The organism is Pseudomonas sp. CFBP 13719 (genome assembly GCF_014842095.1).
GTDB lineage: Bacteria > Pseudomonadota > Gammaproteobacteria > Pseudomonadales > Pseudomonadaceae > Aquipseudomonas.
This window is the reverse complement of record NZ_JACYVB010000009.1, coordinates 94,643-109,923: the sequence shown is the minus strand read 5'-3', so window position 1 is coordinate 109,923 and position 15,281 is coordinate 94,643. Positions and strand designations below refer to the sequence as shown.

Sequence of the window (15,281 nt, the reverse complement as noted above, 5' to 3'; positions counted from 1 at the left end):
ACACATAAAGCCCGCCCGATGCGGGCTTTATGCTTTTTACAGTGCCAAGCTTATGCAACTTTTTTCCTGGGCCCTTCTGGCCCGCAGGCAAGGATGCATGGCATGAAACCCACACTGACCTCGTTTTTCACGCTCGCAGGGGTGACGGCGTGGATGGCGGGGTTGTTCATGGCGGTTGCCATCCTTTCGCCCAGCCTGGCAATGGCTGCCCAGAGCCTGCCTTTCGCCTTGGTTGCACCCTTCGCGCAACTTTCTCCACTGCCGCTTTCCAGCACCGAACAGCAGTGGCTGAAACGTCATGGCACGCTCAGGGTGGGTGTTTCGCTGGCCGATCACGAACCCATCGACATCACCAGTGATCGCAACCGCTATCAAGGCGTGAGCGCCGACTACCTGAGCCTGATCGGCAGCCGCCTGGGGGTCGAGCTGCGGGTGTTGGGGTTCGCGCAGCGCAGCGAGGCGTTGCAGGCGCTCAAGGATGGCGAAATCGATCTGCTGACCAGCGCCAATGCCTTCGAGCAGGCCATCGACGGCCTGGCCTTTTCCAAGGAGTACATGCCCGACCGCGGCGTTATCGTGCGCCGCGCGGGCAGCAAGCACAGCAGCGGCCTGGCTGGCGAGAAGGTCGCGCTGGTGGATGGCTATGCCGACGATGCGACGGTGCAGCGCGTGTATCCCGACAGCCGCATCGTGGTTGCACCCAGCTTGAGCAGTGGCCTGCAGGCGCTGCACCAGGGTGATGTCGACGCCATGATCAGCAACGAGGTGATCGTGCGCGCCTACAACGCGCTGCGTCCCTACCTCGCTCTGGATATCGTCGGCCCTAGCGGTCTGCCGCCCGTGGGCTACACCATTGCCAGCCGCCGGGCCGATCCGGTATTGGGGCAAATGGTCGAGCGTGCCCTGGCCAGCCTCGACGATGGCCTGCGCCGCGAGATCCTGACCCGCTGGACCACCGGGCTGGGCTCGGAAATCGGCCACCATCGAGTGCCGCTGGAACCCGCCGAGCAAGCCTGGATCGCCCGGCACCGCCAGGTGCGTGTGGTCGCCACGCAGTATCCTCCCTATCTGTACAGGGACCGCCAGGGAAACTGGGTAGGGCTCAACAGCGAAGTGCTGGCAACGCTGTCCCACATGACCGGCCTGCAGTTCGTCTATCTGCCTTCCAACTCCATGGCGCAGAGCCTGGACATGCTGAAGCTTGGCAAGGCCGATATGAATACCACCCTCTCGGAAACGCCGGACCGCAAGGCTTTCCTGAGTTTCAGCCATTCATTTGGTGGCCAGGGCTGGGTCTTCATCGTTCGTGCCGAGGATCTGCCCATCGGCCATCTGGACGAGCTGGCCGGCAAGGTTTTGGCGATCCCGGCCGAGCACGCCCTGGAAAGCGCGATCCGTATGCAATATCCGCACATCAAGCTGCGCCTTGTGAGCACCTACGACAAGGCGCGCGAGATGGTCGCAAGCGGCGAAGCGGATGCCACCATCGACAGTGAAGTGGGCGCCTATCGTGCGGTCGGGCGTTACCCGCCCGGCGTGCTCAAGGTCGGACGCAATGTCGATGGCGAATGGTCGCCCGACCGTTTCGCCATTCGTGCCTCGGAACCCGAACTCATGTCCATCATCAACAAGGCGCTGGAGGCGTATCCGGTAGCGGAGCTGCGTGCAGCGCGTTTGAAGTGGCTGGGTGCGGTAGTGCCTCCCGAGCCCATGTGGCAACGCATTGCCACCTGGGTCTATTGGCTGCTGGCAGCAGCGCTGGTGCTGGGCGCCGTGTCGCTGTTGTGGAGTGGTCGACTCAAGGTGCAGATCCGGCAGCGGCTCAAGGCCGAGCAGGCGCTCAACGATCAACTGGCATTCCAGCACGCATTGCTCGATGGCATTCCCGGGCCCATCTATGTCCGCGACCTGCAGGCGCGGCTGTTGTCCTGCAACAAGAGTTACGAGCAGAGCTTTGCCACCCGCCTGCAGGACATCAAGGGTCGTACATTGCAGGAAGTCGCGGTGGTCAATGCCAACGAAGCGGAGCAGATGCACCGTGACTATCTCAGGTTGCTGGACGATCAGCAGCCGGTGTCCACCGATCGGCAGATCCTGATGCACGGCCGCAAGGTTCACGCCTGGCAATGGATCGTGCCGTTCTATAACGCCGAGGGCCAGTTGCAGGGTCTGCTGGGCGGTTGGATCGATATTTCCGAACGCAAGCGTCTCGAAGACCAATTGGTCGAGGCGCGGCACACTGCCGAACAGGCCAATCAGGCCAAAAGTGCTTTTCTGGCGACCATGAGCCATGAGATCCGTACGCCCATGGCAGCCATCATCGGTCTGCTCGAGCTGGAGCGCGAGCGGCGCAAGCGTGACGACCAGCCAGTGTCGGAGGCGCTCGAAGTGGCCTGGCGTTCGGCGCAGGAGCTCATTGCCCTGATCGGCGACAGCCTGGACCTGGCGAAGATCGAATCGGGCAGCATGCTGCTGGCCGAGCAGGTAACCGAAGTGAGGCCATTCTTCGACGGCATGCTCGGCCTGTTCTCGGCCCAGGCTGCGAGCAAGGGCATAGCGCTGGATCTCGACATTGCGCCGACCGTGCCCAATACGTTCTGGTTCGATCCGCTGCGGTTGCGGCAAGTGGTCCATAACCTGCTCGGTAACGCCTTGAAGTTTACTCGCCAGGGTAGTGTGAGCCTGGCGGTCGCTGCGCAGCCTTGCAGTTCAGGCCAATGGCAAATGACCATCGTGGTCAGTGACACAGGTGCGGGCATCACGCCCACTCGACAGGCCAGGCTGTTCAGGCCGTTCGTTCAGGGCGGCGTGGACGTGCAGCAGGAATCCGCAGGCACTGGTCTGGGTTTGAGCATCTGCAAGCAACTGGTCCAACTGATGGGTGGCACCATCAGCCTGCAGAGTACCGAAGGCAAGGGGACTCGGGTCGAAGTGCAGATCGATGTGCGGCATCAGGCTGAACATGACGCGGTACCGACCGTGCATGCCCGGCCCGAGAGCGCTGCGCTGGATATACTGGTGGTGGACGACCTGTCGGCGAATCGGATGGTGCTGACCCAGCAGTTGCAGTTCCTCGGGCACCGGGTGCAGGACGCCAGCGACGGCGTGAGTGCGCTGGCTGCGTGGCAGGCCGGGCATTTCGATCTGGTGCTTACCGACTGCAATATGCCCGGCATGAACGGCCATGCCTTGTGCAGAGCCATCCGCCTGCAGGAGGCAGAGTCCGCCGCGGCTCCGGTCACGCTCATCGGTTGCACCGCCAATGCCATGCAGGACGAGCGGTTGCGCTGCGCCGAAGCGGGCATGGATGAACTGCTGGTCAAGCCAATAGCGCTCGACAAGCTGGCGCAGATCATTGCCGACATGCAGCAAGGCCCGCCATTCTCCATGCAGGCGCTGCATCACCTGACCCAGGCGGACGGTGAAGGCATCAGGCGAATGCTCGATGAGCTCTCGCGCAACCTGGAGGCTGAAAGCCAGACGTTGGCCGAGGTCGTCGAAACGCTGGATCGTGTGCGCCTGCACGAGGTGCTCCATCGTCTTCACGGCATTGCCTGCTTGATCGATGCTGCGCCTTTGGCGCGCGTGCTGGCCAAGATGGACGGGTGCTGCCGGTCGGGCAGTGACGAGCAGTTGGCCGCTCAGGGTGCCGAGCTACATCGCGAGATCGTCAGGCTGGCGACGGCAATAGCGCGCTACTAGGAAAATTCTCAGAAATTTTCGGACTTGTCCTATCCCAAGCGTGCCGCTTGCCCTTTAGAGTGCCTGTCAATGCGCAGCTCGATGCGCTTACTCGAGGTTTCATTCATGCGTTCGCTCAGAGTTCTGGTGCTTGAAGACATTCCGTACCAGCTGATCGCCATGCATCAGGTGCTCAATGCGTGTGGCGTGTTCGATGTGCTGACCGCGCAAAGTTTCAATGCGGCGTGCCTCTCGCTGGAAAAGCGTCAGGGCGTCGATATCGTGATCTGCGAGGTGACCGTGGCCGGCCTGGACATGGGCGAGCTGATCGGGCATCTGGCCGCAACCGGGTTGGCACGGGCGCTGATCATCTACAGCAATGGGTCGCAGCCGGTGGAGCCGTTCATGGCATTGGCGCGGCAACATCGGCTACCACTGCTGGGCGTGCTGCACACACCTGTGTCAGCCGCCGCAGTGCATGGCCTGCTGCAGGATTACCAGCACAGCGTCAGAGCACGGGCCATGCTGCCCCTGCCTGAAGTGCACGAGATCAGTCACTTCGAAGGCGCCTGGCCTTTGCCTTTGCGCCCCTAGGGCTGCCCCTCGACGCTCGCCACGTCTGCCGGGGTTGCGTTCATTTCAGTCCGTGGGCCTGCAGGTAGATATACAGCGCAGCATCGTTGCCGATGCCCAGCTTGCGCATGGCGCTTACTTTCTGCGCACTTATCGTCTGCTTGCTGCGGTTTAGCTGCGCCGCGATTTCGTTCACCGAGAGCCCCTGCGCCAGCAGCCGCGTTATCTCAAGCTCGCGAGGCGACAGATCGACATGGCCGGTGATCCGCCTTGCGGGGGTATCGCTCGGCAGTGCCAGGATGCTCTTCACCGATTGGGCCACGAACGGCTTGTTGCGCTTGAGGCTGGCAATCGCTGTGGGCAGTTCGTTCACCAGGCTCGCCTTCCCCAGCAGGCCAGCGACTCCCAAGTTCAGGATCGAACGCAACAGGCCTGGGTTGGTCAGCATGGTCACCACCAGTACAGGCAGCTTTGGCCAATGCCGGCGAACGTAGGCGATCAGCCGCAGGCCATCGCTCTGCTCCTTGGAAGGCATCATGAAGTCGGTGATCAACAGGCCGCACTCGGTCTCGCTCAGGCAGCGTGTCAGTTCCTCCGGCGAGGAGGCTTCGGCCACTACGCGCAAACCGGGGTCTCGTTCCAATACGGCACGCAGGCCGATGCGAAAGATCGGGTGGTCATCGGCCAGCACGATCCGCAGAGGGGCGATCAGTGGGTCGGTCAAGGCGGGCTCCGGTGACGGGCAAATCAGTCGATGAATTCTGGCACACCTGTGGTCCATTCCCGATCTGTTTTGTAGTCCATTTCTGGGCATGCAGGCGCCAAATCGAATAATCAGAAATGTCCTACATTCGCGCTGTCATATTCTATCGGCAACCTCGGTAATAGTCTGACATGGCTTGCTCAGAACTTTTTTCGCTGGGGAGGGGTCAGTGTCATGCACCTTAAGAATTCGAACAGAAGAGTGGTGATGCGATGAAGAATATCAGCCTGTTGCTCAATGAAGCCCTGACGCCGTATCGCGTGACGCTCGAGGGTCAAGATAGTCTTGGCAATTGCCAGGTCGTGGTGATGAGCGCGGCTGGGAGTGTGGTGACCAAGCGTTTGGTCAACCGCAGTCAGTTCGAGGATCTGCGGTCGTTTACCGACGTGGTCGACGGTCTGCACCGTGATCTGTTGGTCGCCGAGGGGCGTCTGGAACCGTCGATGATCGCGGCGCTGCGTAATGTTTCGCAAAGTGCCGGATTCAGCCACGCGCTGGTCTGATATTCATCGAAGGATGGCGGCCTGCGTAATCTTCACTCAGCGCTGACTGCTCATGGCCTCGTTGCGATGGGCATTGAACAACGCGGTGGTTTCGCGCAAATAAGCCGGCCGCTCGGCGGGGGTCAGCCACTGGGCATAAAACTCTGCCAATTGGCTGCTCCTGAGGTCCAGCAATACCGAATTCAGCGCGGCCAGGACGCGATGGCTCGCGGGGCTGTCGGAGCAACCGACGTGGATGAACTGCGAACGCGCTGCGCCCTCGATGGGAACCTGCACCAACTGTTCCGGATCCAGGCCTTCCTGGCGCGCTTGGTAGCGTGCTTCCTGCCAGTAGCCGATCAAGGCCTTGATTCGTCCCAACCTTTCCATGCGCAGGAGGCTGCCCATGGCTTCGTTGCCATGATGGGCCAGAAGCTGGTAACTGTCGGTCTCTGCAAGAATCCGGTCCACGACAGGGCCGTAGCTTCGCTCGGCGATGATACCCAGGGCCACGGTTCTGCTGCGCAGAAGCGCGCTCAGGTCGACCTTGCCGTCTTGCATGAATCCGGCAATGAACGGCAGGTCACCGGGCTGCATGATCAGTGTATTGCTCAGCACGTTCATGCTTGGCACGGAATAGAGAATGCTGCGCGCCCGCTCTGCGGTCCAGAGCAGGGCGGGATCGCAGTTGAGGCCGGGCTCGCCGAGCATCTGCGAAGCACGCGCACGGTTGACCCTGAGGACATTGTGGTCGTAGTCCGGGAGCGCTGCGCGCAGCAACGGCAGGGCCTGGTCGATGGCGCCCTGGTTCCGGCCCGGGCCGCTGGCTATGGTCAGCGGCGCCAGGTCACGCAGCAGCCACGTGATGGTTTCCCGGCCATGGGCAAGCGGTGAGTTGAGCAGGCAGGAGCACAGCGCCAGTGCCAGGAGAAGGCTGCTGGTCGGCAGAATTCTGCAACATGAGTCCATGGCATTCCTTGCACAGGGGTAGGGCGTGGGTGTCCGTTTTTGAAACACTGCGCCATCTTTACCACACCCGGACTCCTGATCAAAACGCGCCGCAGGGTCGCACTGCCCTGTGGTGGTCGTTGATCAGGCGTGCATCGGGTAGACTGTCGGCCTTTTCCTGTTCCCAAGAAGCCTGCCTAATGGCCCAGCCGTCGACCACCTACAAATTCGAACTCAACCTCACCGATCTGGACCGCAGCGTTTACCAGACCGTCAAGCAGACCATCGCGCGTCACCCTTCCGAAACCGAAGAGCGGATGACTGTGCGCTTGCTTGCCTATGCGCTTTGGTACAACGAGCAGGTGTCTTTCGGCCGGGGTCTGTCGGATGTCGATGAGGCTGCTCTGTGGGAAAAGAGCCTGGATGGCCGGATCCTGCATTGGATCGAAGTCGGCCTGCCCGATGCCGATCGCCTGACCTGGTGTTCGCGGCGTACCGAACGCACCAGCCTGTTGGCCTACGGCAGTTTGCGCGTATGGCAGACCAAGGTGGTCGATGCGGTCAAGAACCTGAAGAACGTCAACATCGCCGCCGTCCCCCAGGACGTGCTCGAGACCTTGGCCAAGGACATGCCGCGGGTCATCAAGTGGGACGTCATGATCAGCGAAGGCACGGTGTTCGTCACCGATGACCGTGGTCAGCACGAAGTCCAGCTCGAGTGGCTGATGGGCGAGCGCTAGGCCGCCCAGGTTTCAACTTTCTTCCTTTGTCTTGCAGTGAGAACCGCCCCAGGCCCCATGCGCATCGAACTCCGTCCATTGCCCCAGACCCTGCCTTTCCTCGGCGATATGCCGCCCCTGCTGAATCGCCTCTATGCGGCGCGTGGCGTGTCGAGCGCAGAGGAGCTGGACAAGAGCCTGGCGCGCCTGATTCCCTTTCAGCGGCTCAAGGGCATCGAGGCAGCCGTCGAGCTGCTGGTGACGGCGATCGACCAGCGCCAGCGCATCCTGATCGTCGGTGATTTCGATGCCGATGGGGCAACGGCCAGCGCGGTCGGTGTGCTCGGCCTGCGTTTGCTGGGCGCCGCACACGTCGACTATCTGGTGCCCAATCGCTTCGAGTACGGCTATGGCCTGACCCCGGAAATCGTTGCAGTCGCCTTGCAGCGCGAGCCGCAATTGCTGGTCACCGTCGACAACGGCATTTCCAGTGTCGAAGGTGTGGCTGCGGCCAAGGCTGCCGGGCTGCAGGTGCTGGTGACCGACCACCACTTGCCAGGGCACGAGTTGCCAGCTGCGGATGCCATCGTCAACCCCAACCAGCCAGGCTGCGAGTTCCCTAGCAAGAATCTGGCGGGCGTCGGGGTGATTTTCTACGTACTGATGGCGCTGCGGGCGCGGCTGCGCGAGCTGGGCCGCTATGCGCAGGTGCCGCAACCCAATATCGGCGAGCTGCTGGACCTGGTGGCATTGGGCAGCGTGGCGGACGTCGTGCCGCTGGACGCCAACAACCGCATTCTGGTGTACCAGGGCCTCGAGCGAATCCGCGCGGGCCGCGCGCGGCCGGGCATCACGGCGATCCTCGAGGTGGCACGTCGCGAGCATGCGCGCATCACCTCGACCGACCTGGGGTTCATTCTCGGGCCGCGCCTCAACGCGGCCGGCCGCCTGGATGACATGAGCCTGGGCATCGAGTGCCTGCTGAGCACTGACTTGCCCAGCGCCCAGACCATCGCGGCGCAGCTCGATGGCTTGAATCAGGATCGCAAGTCGATCGAGCAGGGCATGCAGCGCGAAGCCCTGGCTCAGCTCAAGGACCTGGCGCTTGAGTCGATGCCGTTTGGCTTGTGCCTGTTCGATGCGCAATGGCATCAGGGTGTGATCGGCATCCTCGCGTCGCGCCTCAAGGAGCGCTACCACCGCCCGACGATTGCCTTCGCCGACGCCGGTGACGGGCTGCTCAAGGGCTCGGCACGCTCGGTCCAAGGCTTCCATATCCGCGACGCGCTGGATGCGGTGGCGGCCAGGCATCCGCAGTTGATCAGCAAGTTCGGTGGGCATGCGATGGCTGCCGGGCTGACCCTGCCGCAGGAGAACTTTCCGGCCTTCTGCGAGGCATTCGATGCGCAGGTGCGCACCCAGTTGTGCGAGGAGGACCTGACCGGGCGCCTGTTGTCGGACGGTACCCTGGGCGTCGAGGAATTCCATCTGGAGCTGGCACGCGCCCTGCGCAACGCCGGCCCGTGGGGGCAGCATTTCCCGGAGCCGATGTTCCATGGGGTGTTCCAGTTGGTGGAACAGCGTGTAGTGGGCGAGCGACACCTGAAGGTCACGCTCAAGACCGAGTGTGGCAGCGTCAGCCTGGACGGCATCGCTTTCGGCATCGACCGCGAAGTGTGGCCCGATCCTTCGGTGCGCTGGGTGCAGTTGGCCTACAAGCTGGATCTCAACGAGTTTCGCGGACGTGAAACGGTGCAGTTGCTGATCACCCACATCGAGCCGCGCTGAACCGCGCAACCCTGCCTAGCCGCGGAACCACGCTCGCGGCCCGGTTGTCGACTAGTCTTCGAGAACGAGACAGGTACGTCTGCACCCGTGTTCGCGCGGACGCTTCTCGTCCCATCTGAAACTGCCAACCGAGGTGCCCGATGAGCATGTTGCTCGAACCCTATACCCTGCGCCAGTTGACCCTGCGCAACCGCATCGCCGTATCGCCGATGTGCCAGTACTCAAGTGTCGACGGCCTTGCCAACGATTGGCATCTGGTGCACCTGGGCAGTCGCGCCAGTGGCGGCGCCGGTCTGGTCTTCACTGAGGCCACCGCGGTGACGGCAGAGGGGCGCATCACGCCTGAAGACCTGGGTCTGTGGAACGACGAGCAGATCGAACCGCTGCAACGCATCACCCGCTTCATCACCTCGCAAGGCGCGGTGCCGGCCATCCAGCTGGCCCACGCCGGGCGCAAGGCCAGCACTTGGCGGCCTTGGCTGGGCAAGCATGGCAGCGTGCCGGTGAATGAAGGCGGCTGGGTGCCGGTGGGTCCGTCGCGTATCGCTTTCGACCCACAGCACACCGCGCCGACCGCACTGGATGAAGCGGCCATCAAGGACATTATCCAAGCGTTCGTCGACGCGACCCGTCGCGCGCTGACCGCCAATTTCAAAGTGGTCGAGGTGCATGCGGCGCACGGCTATCTGCTGCACCAGTTCCTGTCGCCGATCAGTAACCAGCGCCAGGACAATTACGGCGGCAGCTTTGAAAATCGCATTCGTCTCACCCTGGAAGTCACCCAGGCGATTCGCGACATCTGGCCTGAAGAATTGCCCGTTTTCGTGCGCGTATCGGCGACCGATTGGGTTGAAGACGGCTGGAACCCGGACGAGACCGTCGAGCTGGCCAAGCGCCTGAAAGCGCTGGGCGTGGATCTGATCGACGTGTCGTCGGGCGGTACTTCGGCCAATGCCGAGATCCCGACCGGGCCTGGTTATCAGACGCGCTTTGCCGAGCGGGTGCGCAAAGAGGCGGATCTCGCCACGGGCACCGTGGGCATGATCACCGACCCGGCGCAGGCCGAACACATCCTGCGCACTGGCCAGGCCGACGTCATCCTGCTGGCGCGTGAGCTGTTGCGTGATCCGTACTGGCCGCTGCACGCCGACGAAGACCTCGGCGGGCGTCTGGCTACATGGCCAGCCCAGTACCAGCGCGCCACTCATCGCGATCAGCCGATTGTGGAATCGGACCTGCGCGACTGAGTGGCGCCTCGGCGTTCGAGTGATGTCATCCTCGCCCAGCCCGATGGCAGGCGAGGATACGGGGGCGGGTTACCGCATCATACGTACTTGCGTTTCTCCGGCGCGGGCGGCAGGTACTGGTAGAGCCAGGTTTCGCTGAGGGTGCGGCCCTGGGTCTTGATGAACAGACGCATGTCCACCGGATCGACGCTGTCGCTGGTCGGGTACCAGTCGAACAGCACGCGGAAGCCTTTGATATCGGGCAATTCAAGTACCTGAATATCCTGCACCTTGCCACCCGAGGCCGTGATGATGGGCTCGATCGGCGTTTTCAGCGACTCGAGCCCGCCACCGGCGAAATCCACGGCGAAACGCCGCGCCCAGACATTCGGATAGTGCTCGCCCGGTGCCCAGCCTTCGGTGAAACCGCCCATCCCCGAGCGCGTCGCCGCGACCCGGGCCAGCGGCGTACCGATCGGCGCCAGCGCACTCCAGTACAGCTTGTAACCGAAATTCAGGGCATCGCCGGCCTTGACGGGTGACTTGGGTGTCCAGAACGCAACGATGTTGTCCATGGTTTCACCGGTGGTCGGCAGTTCCACCAGGTCGATGGAGCCTTCGCCCCAGGCGGTGGTGGGCTCGACCCACAGGCTGGGCCGCTTGTGGTACCAATCGACCGTGTCCTGGTAGTTGCTGAAGTCGTGGTCGGTCTGGATCAGGCCGAAGCCTTTCGGATCGACATCGGCGAAGGCGTTGAAGCGCACCCGGTCCGGATTGTTCAACGGCCGGCAGATCCATTCGCCGTTGCCGCGCCACATGGCCAGTCGATCGGAGTCGTGGATTTGCGGATGGATGGTGTCGCACATGCGCCGCTCGTGGTTGCCGCAGCTGAACATGCTGGTCATCGGCGCCACACCCAGTTGCTCGATGTCCTGGCGCGCATGGATGTGCGCGTCGATGTCCATCACCACGCGCTCGGCCTGGCAGTCGATGTCGAAACGGTAGGCACCCGTGGCGCTGGGCGAGTCGAGCAGGGCGTAGACCACGAAGCGGGTACTGTCCTTGCCGGGCGTCTCGAACCAGAACTTGGTGAAGTCGGGGAATTCTTCCTGCTTCTTGGCATAGGTGTCGATGGCCAGGCCGCGCGCGGACAGACCGTACTGGCCGGTGGCATCAACGGCGCGGAAGTAGCTGGCGCCGAGGAAGGACACCACGTCGTGGCGGTCGAGCTTGGGCGCCTTGAACAGTTTGAAGCCGGCAAAGCCCAGGTCGCCCTTGAGCTGCAAGGTGTCGACCGTGGTGTTCTTGTAGTCGAACAGTGGCGGGTGGAAATGCACTTCACGCGCCTGTTTGCGACCGGCGTCGACGCTGTACATGCGCACCGGCGTACGGAAGCCCATGCCCACATGGAAGAACTGCACGTCCAGTTGGCCCTTGAGGTCATTCCACAGCGAGTGATTGGCGTCGTAGGCAATCGCATTGAATTGCTGCGGGGTCATGTTTGCCAAGGTCGGCGGCAAGGTCTGCTTGTTGCTGACATAAGCCTGCGCGGCGAGGCTCTTGGCCTGGGCCTTGAGCATGTCGAAAGTGAACGGTTCGGCTTCGCCATCGGCAGTGGCGGCAAGGGCCTGGGCAGCGAACAACCCGGTGCCGGACAGTCCGGTATAGGCCGCGAGGGCCATCGACGCTTTCAGAAGGTGCCTGCGGTGCATAGATAACCTGTTCTGAATCAACCTCGGTCGCTCCAAGCGACCTGCGAGGCTCGAATTGGAAGGTTTGGGCCTGCCTTGTCCAAACGCAGCGAACTGTACACAGATACCGTAATCCCCGATGTGTTCGCAAACTCCTGTAAAAAAGTTTTCCGGGCCTCAGCGGGTCGATACTGGGATTTGCCCCGGTGGCCGAAGGTTTGCGCAACATCCCGAAGCAAATCACCGTTCGAGCCGAGCAACGGAATGCCCTTACTCTCGTCAAACGTTTCTCCCATTGACGAGACCAAAAAATGAACACGCGTGGCTTGCTCGACCAATTGTTCAAATCCGGCCAGGAACTGCTCAAGAACAAGGGCGGCAGTTCCTCTCCCTTGGGCGGTGCCGGTGGTGCCGGTGGCGTTGCAGGCGCGCTGGGCGGTCTGCTTTCGGGCAAGGGCGGCGCGGGCGGCGCGTTGGGTGGCCTGCTGTCCGGCGGCAAGGGTGCGTTGACCGGCGGTGCCATGGGCTTGCTGCTCGGCAACAAGAGCGCGCGCAAGTACGGTGGCAAGGCGTTGGCCTACGGCGGACTGGCGGCATTGGGTGTGATTGCCTACAAGGCCTACGGCAATTGGCAGGCCCAGCAGCAGAACGCCCCTCGAGGCGAACCGCAGACGGTCGACCGAGTGCCACCCCAGCAGGTAGAGGAACACAGCCAGGCCATCCTCAAGGCGCTGGTGGCAGCAGCCAAGTCCGATGGCCACGTGGATGATCGCGAGCGCGAGCTGATCGAGGGCGAATTCACCCGCCTGGATTCGGACAACGAACTGCAGCAGTGGCTGCACGCCGAACTGAACAAACCGCTGGATCCGGCGGACGTGGCGCGGGCAGCCAAGACACCGGAGATCGCTGCCGAAATGTACATCGCCAGCGTCATGATGGTTGATCAGGAGCACTTCATGGAGCGTGCCTATCTGGACGAGCTGGCCAAGCAGTTGGCCCTCGACCCTGCGCTCAAGCTCGAACTGGAGAAGCAGGTGCGTCAGGCCGAAGTCGAAGCCGTCTGAAGCCGGACGCCGGGTCGGAAGGCTGATGCCGCCGCTCATCCGGCGGAAATGACGTTGGTCGGCAATAGTGGCGCTTTGATCTGCTCGTAACTGGCAATACCCTCGTGGATGAAGGAAAGTCGGGTACCAGCGCGAAATCGTCTGAGGTAGGGCTATACTCAGGCGATTTTTCGTTTGTAGCTGCAGGAATTTTCGAGGGTTGACTGTGAAGAACTGGTCCTTGCGCCACCGCATTCTGGCGAGTTTCGCCGTTGTCATTGCAATCATGCTGTTGATGGTCGTGGTCTCCTACTCACGTCTGCAGACCATCGAGACGAACGAGACCAAGGTGCGCACCGACAGCGTTCCGGGCGTGGTCTTCAGTTCCATGATCCGCAGCGCCTGGGTCGACAGCTACGTGTACACCCAACAACTGGTGGGCTTGAGCTATCAGCGCGAGCTGCTCACGGCCGACGTAGACCAGTACAAGAGCTTCGCCGAGCGCCTGACCCAGCAGATGGCCAATTACCGCAGCACCGTCCAGGACAGCGACGACCAGGCGGCCTTCGAAGAATTCGCGCGGATGCGCGTGACCTATGAAAAGACCTTGGCCGATGTGCTCGAGGCCTATCGACTGCGCAAGTTCAGTGAAGCCCAGCAGATGGCCATCGACGACCTCACGCCCGCCTGGGTGGCAGGTCGCAAGCAGCTCAATACCCTGATCGACCGCAATCGTGAAGCGGCCGAGAAGGCCACCAGCGCCATTGACGCTTCGGTCGCGGCGGCCAAGGTCAGCCTGGTGATTTCCCTGTTGGTGGCAATCATCGTTGCCGGTATCTGCGGGCTCTGGCTGCTGCGCACCATCATGGCGCCCATGCAGAAGATCGTGCGAATTCTCGAAGTGATGCGTACCGGTGACCTGAGCACGCGCCTGAGCCTGGCCCGCAAGGACGAGTTCAACGAGGTCGAGCTGGGCTTCAACGACATGATGACCGAACTCACTGCGCTGGTCGCCCAGGCGCAACGGTCCTCGGTGCAGGTCACCACCTCGGTGACCGAAATCGCCGCCACCTCCAAGCAGCAGCAGGCAACGGCGACCGAGACTGCCGCGACCACTACCGAAATCGGCGCAACCTCGCGAGAGATCGCCGCCACGTCCCGTGATCTGGTGCGAACCATGGGTGAAGTCACCTCGGCGGCCGATCAGGCTTCCTCGCTGGCCGGTTCGGGCCAGCAGGGTCTGGCGCGCATGGAAGAAACCATGCATCAGGTGATGGGTGCCGCCGAGTTGGTCAACGCCAAGCTGGCAATCCTCAACGAGAAGGCTGGCAATATCAATCAGGTGGTGGTGACCATCGTCAAGGTCGCCGACCAGACCAACCTGCTGTCGCTCAACGCTGCCATCGAAGCCGAGAAAGCCGGTGAATACGGTCGCGGTTTTGCCGTGGTCGCCACCGAAGTACGCCGCCTTGCCGACCAGACCGCCGTGGCCACCTACGACATCGAGCAGATGGTGCGAGAGATCCAGTCGGCAGTGTCGGCCGGCGTCATGGGCATGGACAAGTTCTCCGAAGAAGTGCGCCGCGGCATGTTCGAGGTACAACAGGTCGGTGATCAGCTGTCGCAGATCATCGGTCAGGTCCAGGCCTTGGCGCCGCGCGTGCTCATGGTCAACGAAGGCATGCAGGCCCAGGCAACCGGTGCCGAACAGATCAACCACGCCTTGTCGCAGTTGGGTGATGCCAGCAGCCAGACGGTCGAATCCTTGCGTCAGGCCAGCTTTGCCATCGACGAGCTCAGCCAGGTCGCCACCGGATTGCGCGGCGGCGTCTCGCGCTTCAAAGTCTGATGAGCGCATTGCCGGTCACTTCGCGCAGCAAGCTGTTCCTGTTGTTTCGCATTGCGCAGGAACGCTTCGCTCTGGATGCGCTTGAAGTCGCTGAGGTGCTGCCGCTGCTGCCGCTCAAACCGGTTGCGCATGCCCCGGCCTGGGTGGCGGGTGTGTTCGCCCATCGTGGTCGGGTGGTGCCGGTCCTGGACGTCAGCGCGCTGAGCTTCGGCGTGGCTGCCGTGCGGCGTACCAGCACGCGTCTGGTGCTGGTGCACTATCCGCACGAGCAGGCCGGTCCCGAGGCTCGCCTGGGGCTGATCGTCGAACACGCCAGCGAAACCCTTCGCTGCGATCCCGGCGGTTTCAAACCCTTGGGGGTGCACAACCGTGCCACGCCCTATCTGGGGCCGGTGCTTGAAGACAGCCAGGGGCTGTTGCAGTGGTTGCGGGTGCAGGATCTGCTCGAACCGTCGGTGCGCGACTTGCTCTTCGCTCCGCAGTTGGCGGCCTCCGTATTGGGTGAAACAGGGTGATGG

12 protein-coding genes are annotated in these 15,281 nt (G+C 62.5%); 9 read left to right on the top strand and 3 right to left on the bottom strand.

All coding sequences use genetic code 11. The features are described from left to right. Positions 1-102: 102 nt before the first annotated feature. The gene (locus IFT57_RS23005; RefSeq protein WP_244657408.1) at positions 103-3,702 is read left to right on the top strand and encodes an ATP-binding protein; all 3,600 of its coding nucleotides are present in this window, start codon (positions 103-105) and stop codon (positions 3,700-3,702) included. A 105-nt stretch (positions 3,703-3,807) separates the two neighbouring features. After that, on the top strand, positions 3,808-4,275 hold the full coding sequence (locus IFT57_RS23000; RefSeq protein ID WP_192152782.1) for a DNA-binding protein: 468 nt from the start codon (positions 3,808-3,810) through the stop codon (positions 4,273-4,275). Positions 4,276-4,315: 40 nt separating this feature from the next. Here IFT57_RS23000 and IFT57_RS22995 read toward each other — a convergent pair whose 3' ends face one another. After that, positions 4,316-4,978: a response regulator gene (locus IFT57_RS22995; protein ID WP_244657407.1), complete on the bottom strand. Its 663-nt coding sequence runs from the start codon at positions 4,976-4,978 to the stop codon at positions 4,316-4,318. A 251-nt stretch (positions 4,979-5,229) separates the two neighbouring features. Here IFT57_RS22995 and IFT57_RS22990 point away from each other — a divergent pair, with 251 nt between their 5' ends. Beyond that, positions 5,230-5,520, top strand: a complete 291-nt coding sequence (locus IFT57_RS22990) for a DUF3509 domain-containing protein (RefSeq protein WP_192048403.1) — start codon at positions 5,230-5,232, stop codon at positions 5,518-5,520. Positions 5,521-5,556: 36 nt separating this feature from the next. Here IFT57_RS22990 and IFT57_RS22985 read toward each other — a convergent pair whose 3' ends face one another. Further along, the gene (locus IFT57_RS22985) at positions 5,557-6,468 is read right to left on the bottom strand and encodes a TIGR02285 family protein (RefSeq protein WP_192152781.1); all 912 of its coding nucleotides are present in this window, start codon (positions 6,466-6,468) and stop codon (positions 5,557-5,559) included. A gap of 179 nt (positions 6,469-6,647) precedes the next feature. On the opposite strand from IFT57_RS22985, the gene IFT57_RS22980 reads away from it, so the two are divergent. The 3 genes from IFT57_RS22980 to IFT57_RS22970 all read left to right on the top strand — a co-directional run bounded on the left by IFT57_RS22980 (position 6,648) and on the right by IFT57_RS22970 (position 10,201). Further along, on the top strand, positions 6,648-7,187 hold the full coding sequence (locus IFT57_RS22980) for a YaeQ family protein (RefSeq protein WP_122795262.1): 540 nt from the start codon (positions 6,648-6,650) through the stop codon (positions 7,185-7,187). 57 nt (positions 7,188-7,244) lie between these two features. Further along, complete coding sequence (recJ, locus tag IFT57_RS22975) at positions 7,245-8,954, top strand: single-stranded-DNA-specific exonuclease RecJ (RefSeq protein ID WP_192152780.1); 1,710 nt, start codon at positions 7,245-7,247, stop codon at positions 8,952-8,954. 140 nt (positions 8,955-9,094) lie between these two features. Beyond that, complete coding sequence (locus IFT57_RS22970) at positions 9,095-10,201, top strand: NADH:flavin oxidoreductase/NADH oxidase (RefSeq protein ID WP_122795260.1); 1,107 nt, start codon at positions 9,095-9,097, stop codon at positions 10,199-10,201. Between the two features lie 77 nt (positions 10,202-10,278). On the opposite strand, the gene IFT57_RS22965 is transcribed toward IFT57_RS22970, so the two are convergent. Further along, a complete protein-coding gene (locus tag IFT57_RS22965; RefSeq protein WP_192152779.1) occupies positions 10,279-11,892 on the bottom strand; it encodes a glucan biosynthesis protein D in 1,614 nt (537 codons plus the stop codon). Between the two features lie 290 nt (positions 11,893-12,182). Between IFT57_RS22965 and IFT57_RS22960 the strand changes: the two genes are divergently transcribed. The 3 genes from IFT57_RS22960 to IFT57_RS22950 all read left to right on the top strand — a co-directional run bounded on the left by IFT57_RS22960 (position 12,183) and on the right by IFT57_RS22950 (position 15,278). Continuing rightward, on the top strand, positions 12,183-12,935 hold the full coding sequence (locus IFT57_RS22960) for a tellurite resistance TerB family protein (RefSeq protein WP_192152778.1): 753 nt from the start codon (positions 12,183-12,185) through the stop codon (positions 12,933-12,935). Between the two features lie 205 nt (positions 12,936-13,140). Beyond that, positions 13,141-14,763, top strand: a complete 1,623-nt coding sequence (locus IFT57_RS22955) for a methyl-accepting chemotaxis protein (RefSeq protein ID WP_122475688.1) — start codon at positions 13,141-13,143, stop codon at positions 14,761-14,763. Then, positions 14,763-15,278 (top strand): chemotaxis protein CheW, encoded by a 516-nt coding sequence (locus IFT57_RS22950; protein ID WP_192152777.1) that lies wholly within the window; start codon positions 14,763-14,765, stop codon positions 15,276-15,278. The genes IFT57_RS22955 and IFT57_RS22950 overlap by 1 nt, the downstream gene beginning before the upstream one ends. Positions 15,279-15,281: the final 3 nt, after the last annotated feature.

Coding starts and splice junctions, on each gene's coding strand:
- IFT57_RS22980 (WP_122795262.1), top strand. CDS start 6,648: ATGGCCCAGCCGTCGACCACCTACAAATTCGAACTCAACCTCACCGAT.
- IFT57_RS22985 (WP_192152781.1), bottom strand. CDS start 6,468: ATGGACTCATGTTGCAGAATTCTGCCGACCAGCAGCCTTCTCCTGGCA.
- recJ (WP_192152780.1), top strand. CDS start 7,245: ATGCGCATCGAACTCCGTCCATTGCCCCAGACCCTGCCTTTCCTCGGC.
- IFT57_RS22990 (WP_192048403.1), top strand. CDS start 5,230: ATGAAGAATATCAGCCTGTTGCTCAATGAAGCCCTGACGCCGTATCGC.
- IFT57_RS22960 (WP_192152778.1), top strand. CDS start 12,183: ATGAACACGCGTGGCTTGCTCGACCAATTGTTCAAATCCGGCCAGGAA.
- IFT57_RS22950 (WP_192152777.1), top strand. CDS start 14,763: ATGAGCGCATTGCCGGTCACTTCGCGCAGCAAGCTGTTCCTGTTGTTT.
- IFT57_RS23005 (WP_244657408.1), top strand. CDS start 103: ATGAAACCCACACTGACCTCGTTTTTCACGCTCGCAGGGGTGACGGCG.
- IFT57_RS22970 (WP_122795260.1), top strand. CDS start 9,095: ATGAGCATGTTGCTCGAACCCTATACCCTGCGCCAGTTGACCCTGCGC.
- IFT57_RS23000 (WP_192152782.1), top strand. CDS start 3,808: ATGCGTTCGCTCAGAGTTCTGGTGCTTGAAGACATTCCGTACCAGCTG.
- IFT57_RS22965 (WP_192152779.1), bottom strand. CDS start 11,892: ATGCACCGCAGGCACCTTCTGAAAGCGTCGATGGCCCTCGCGGCCTAT.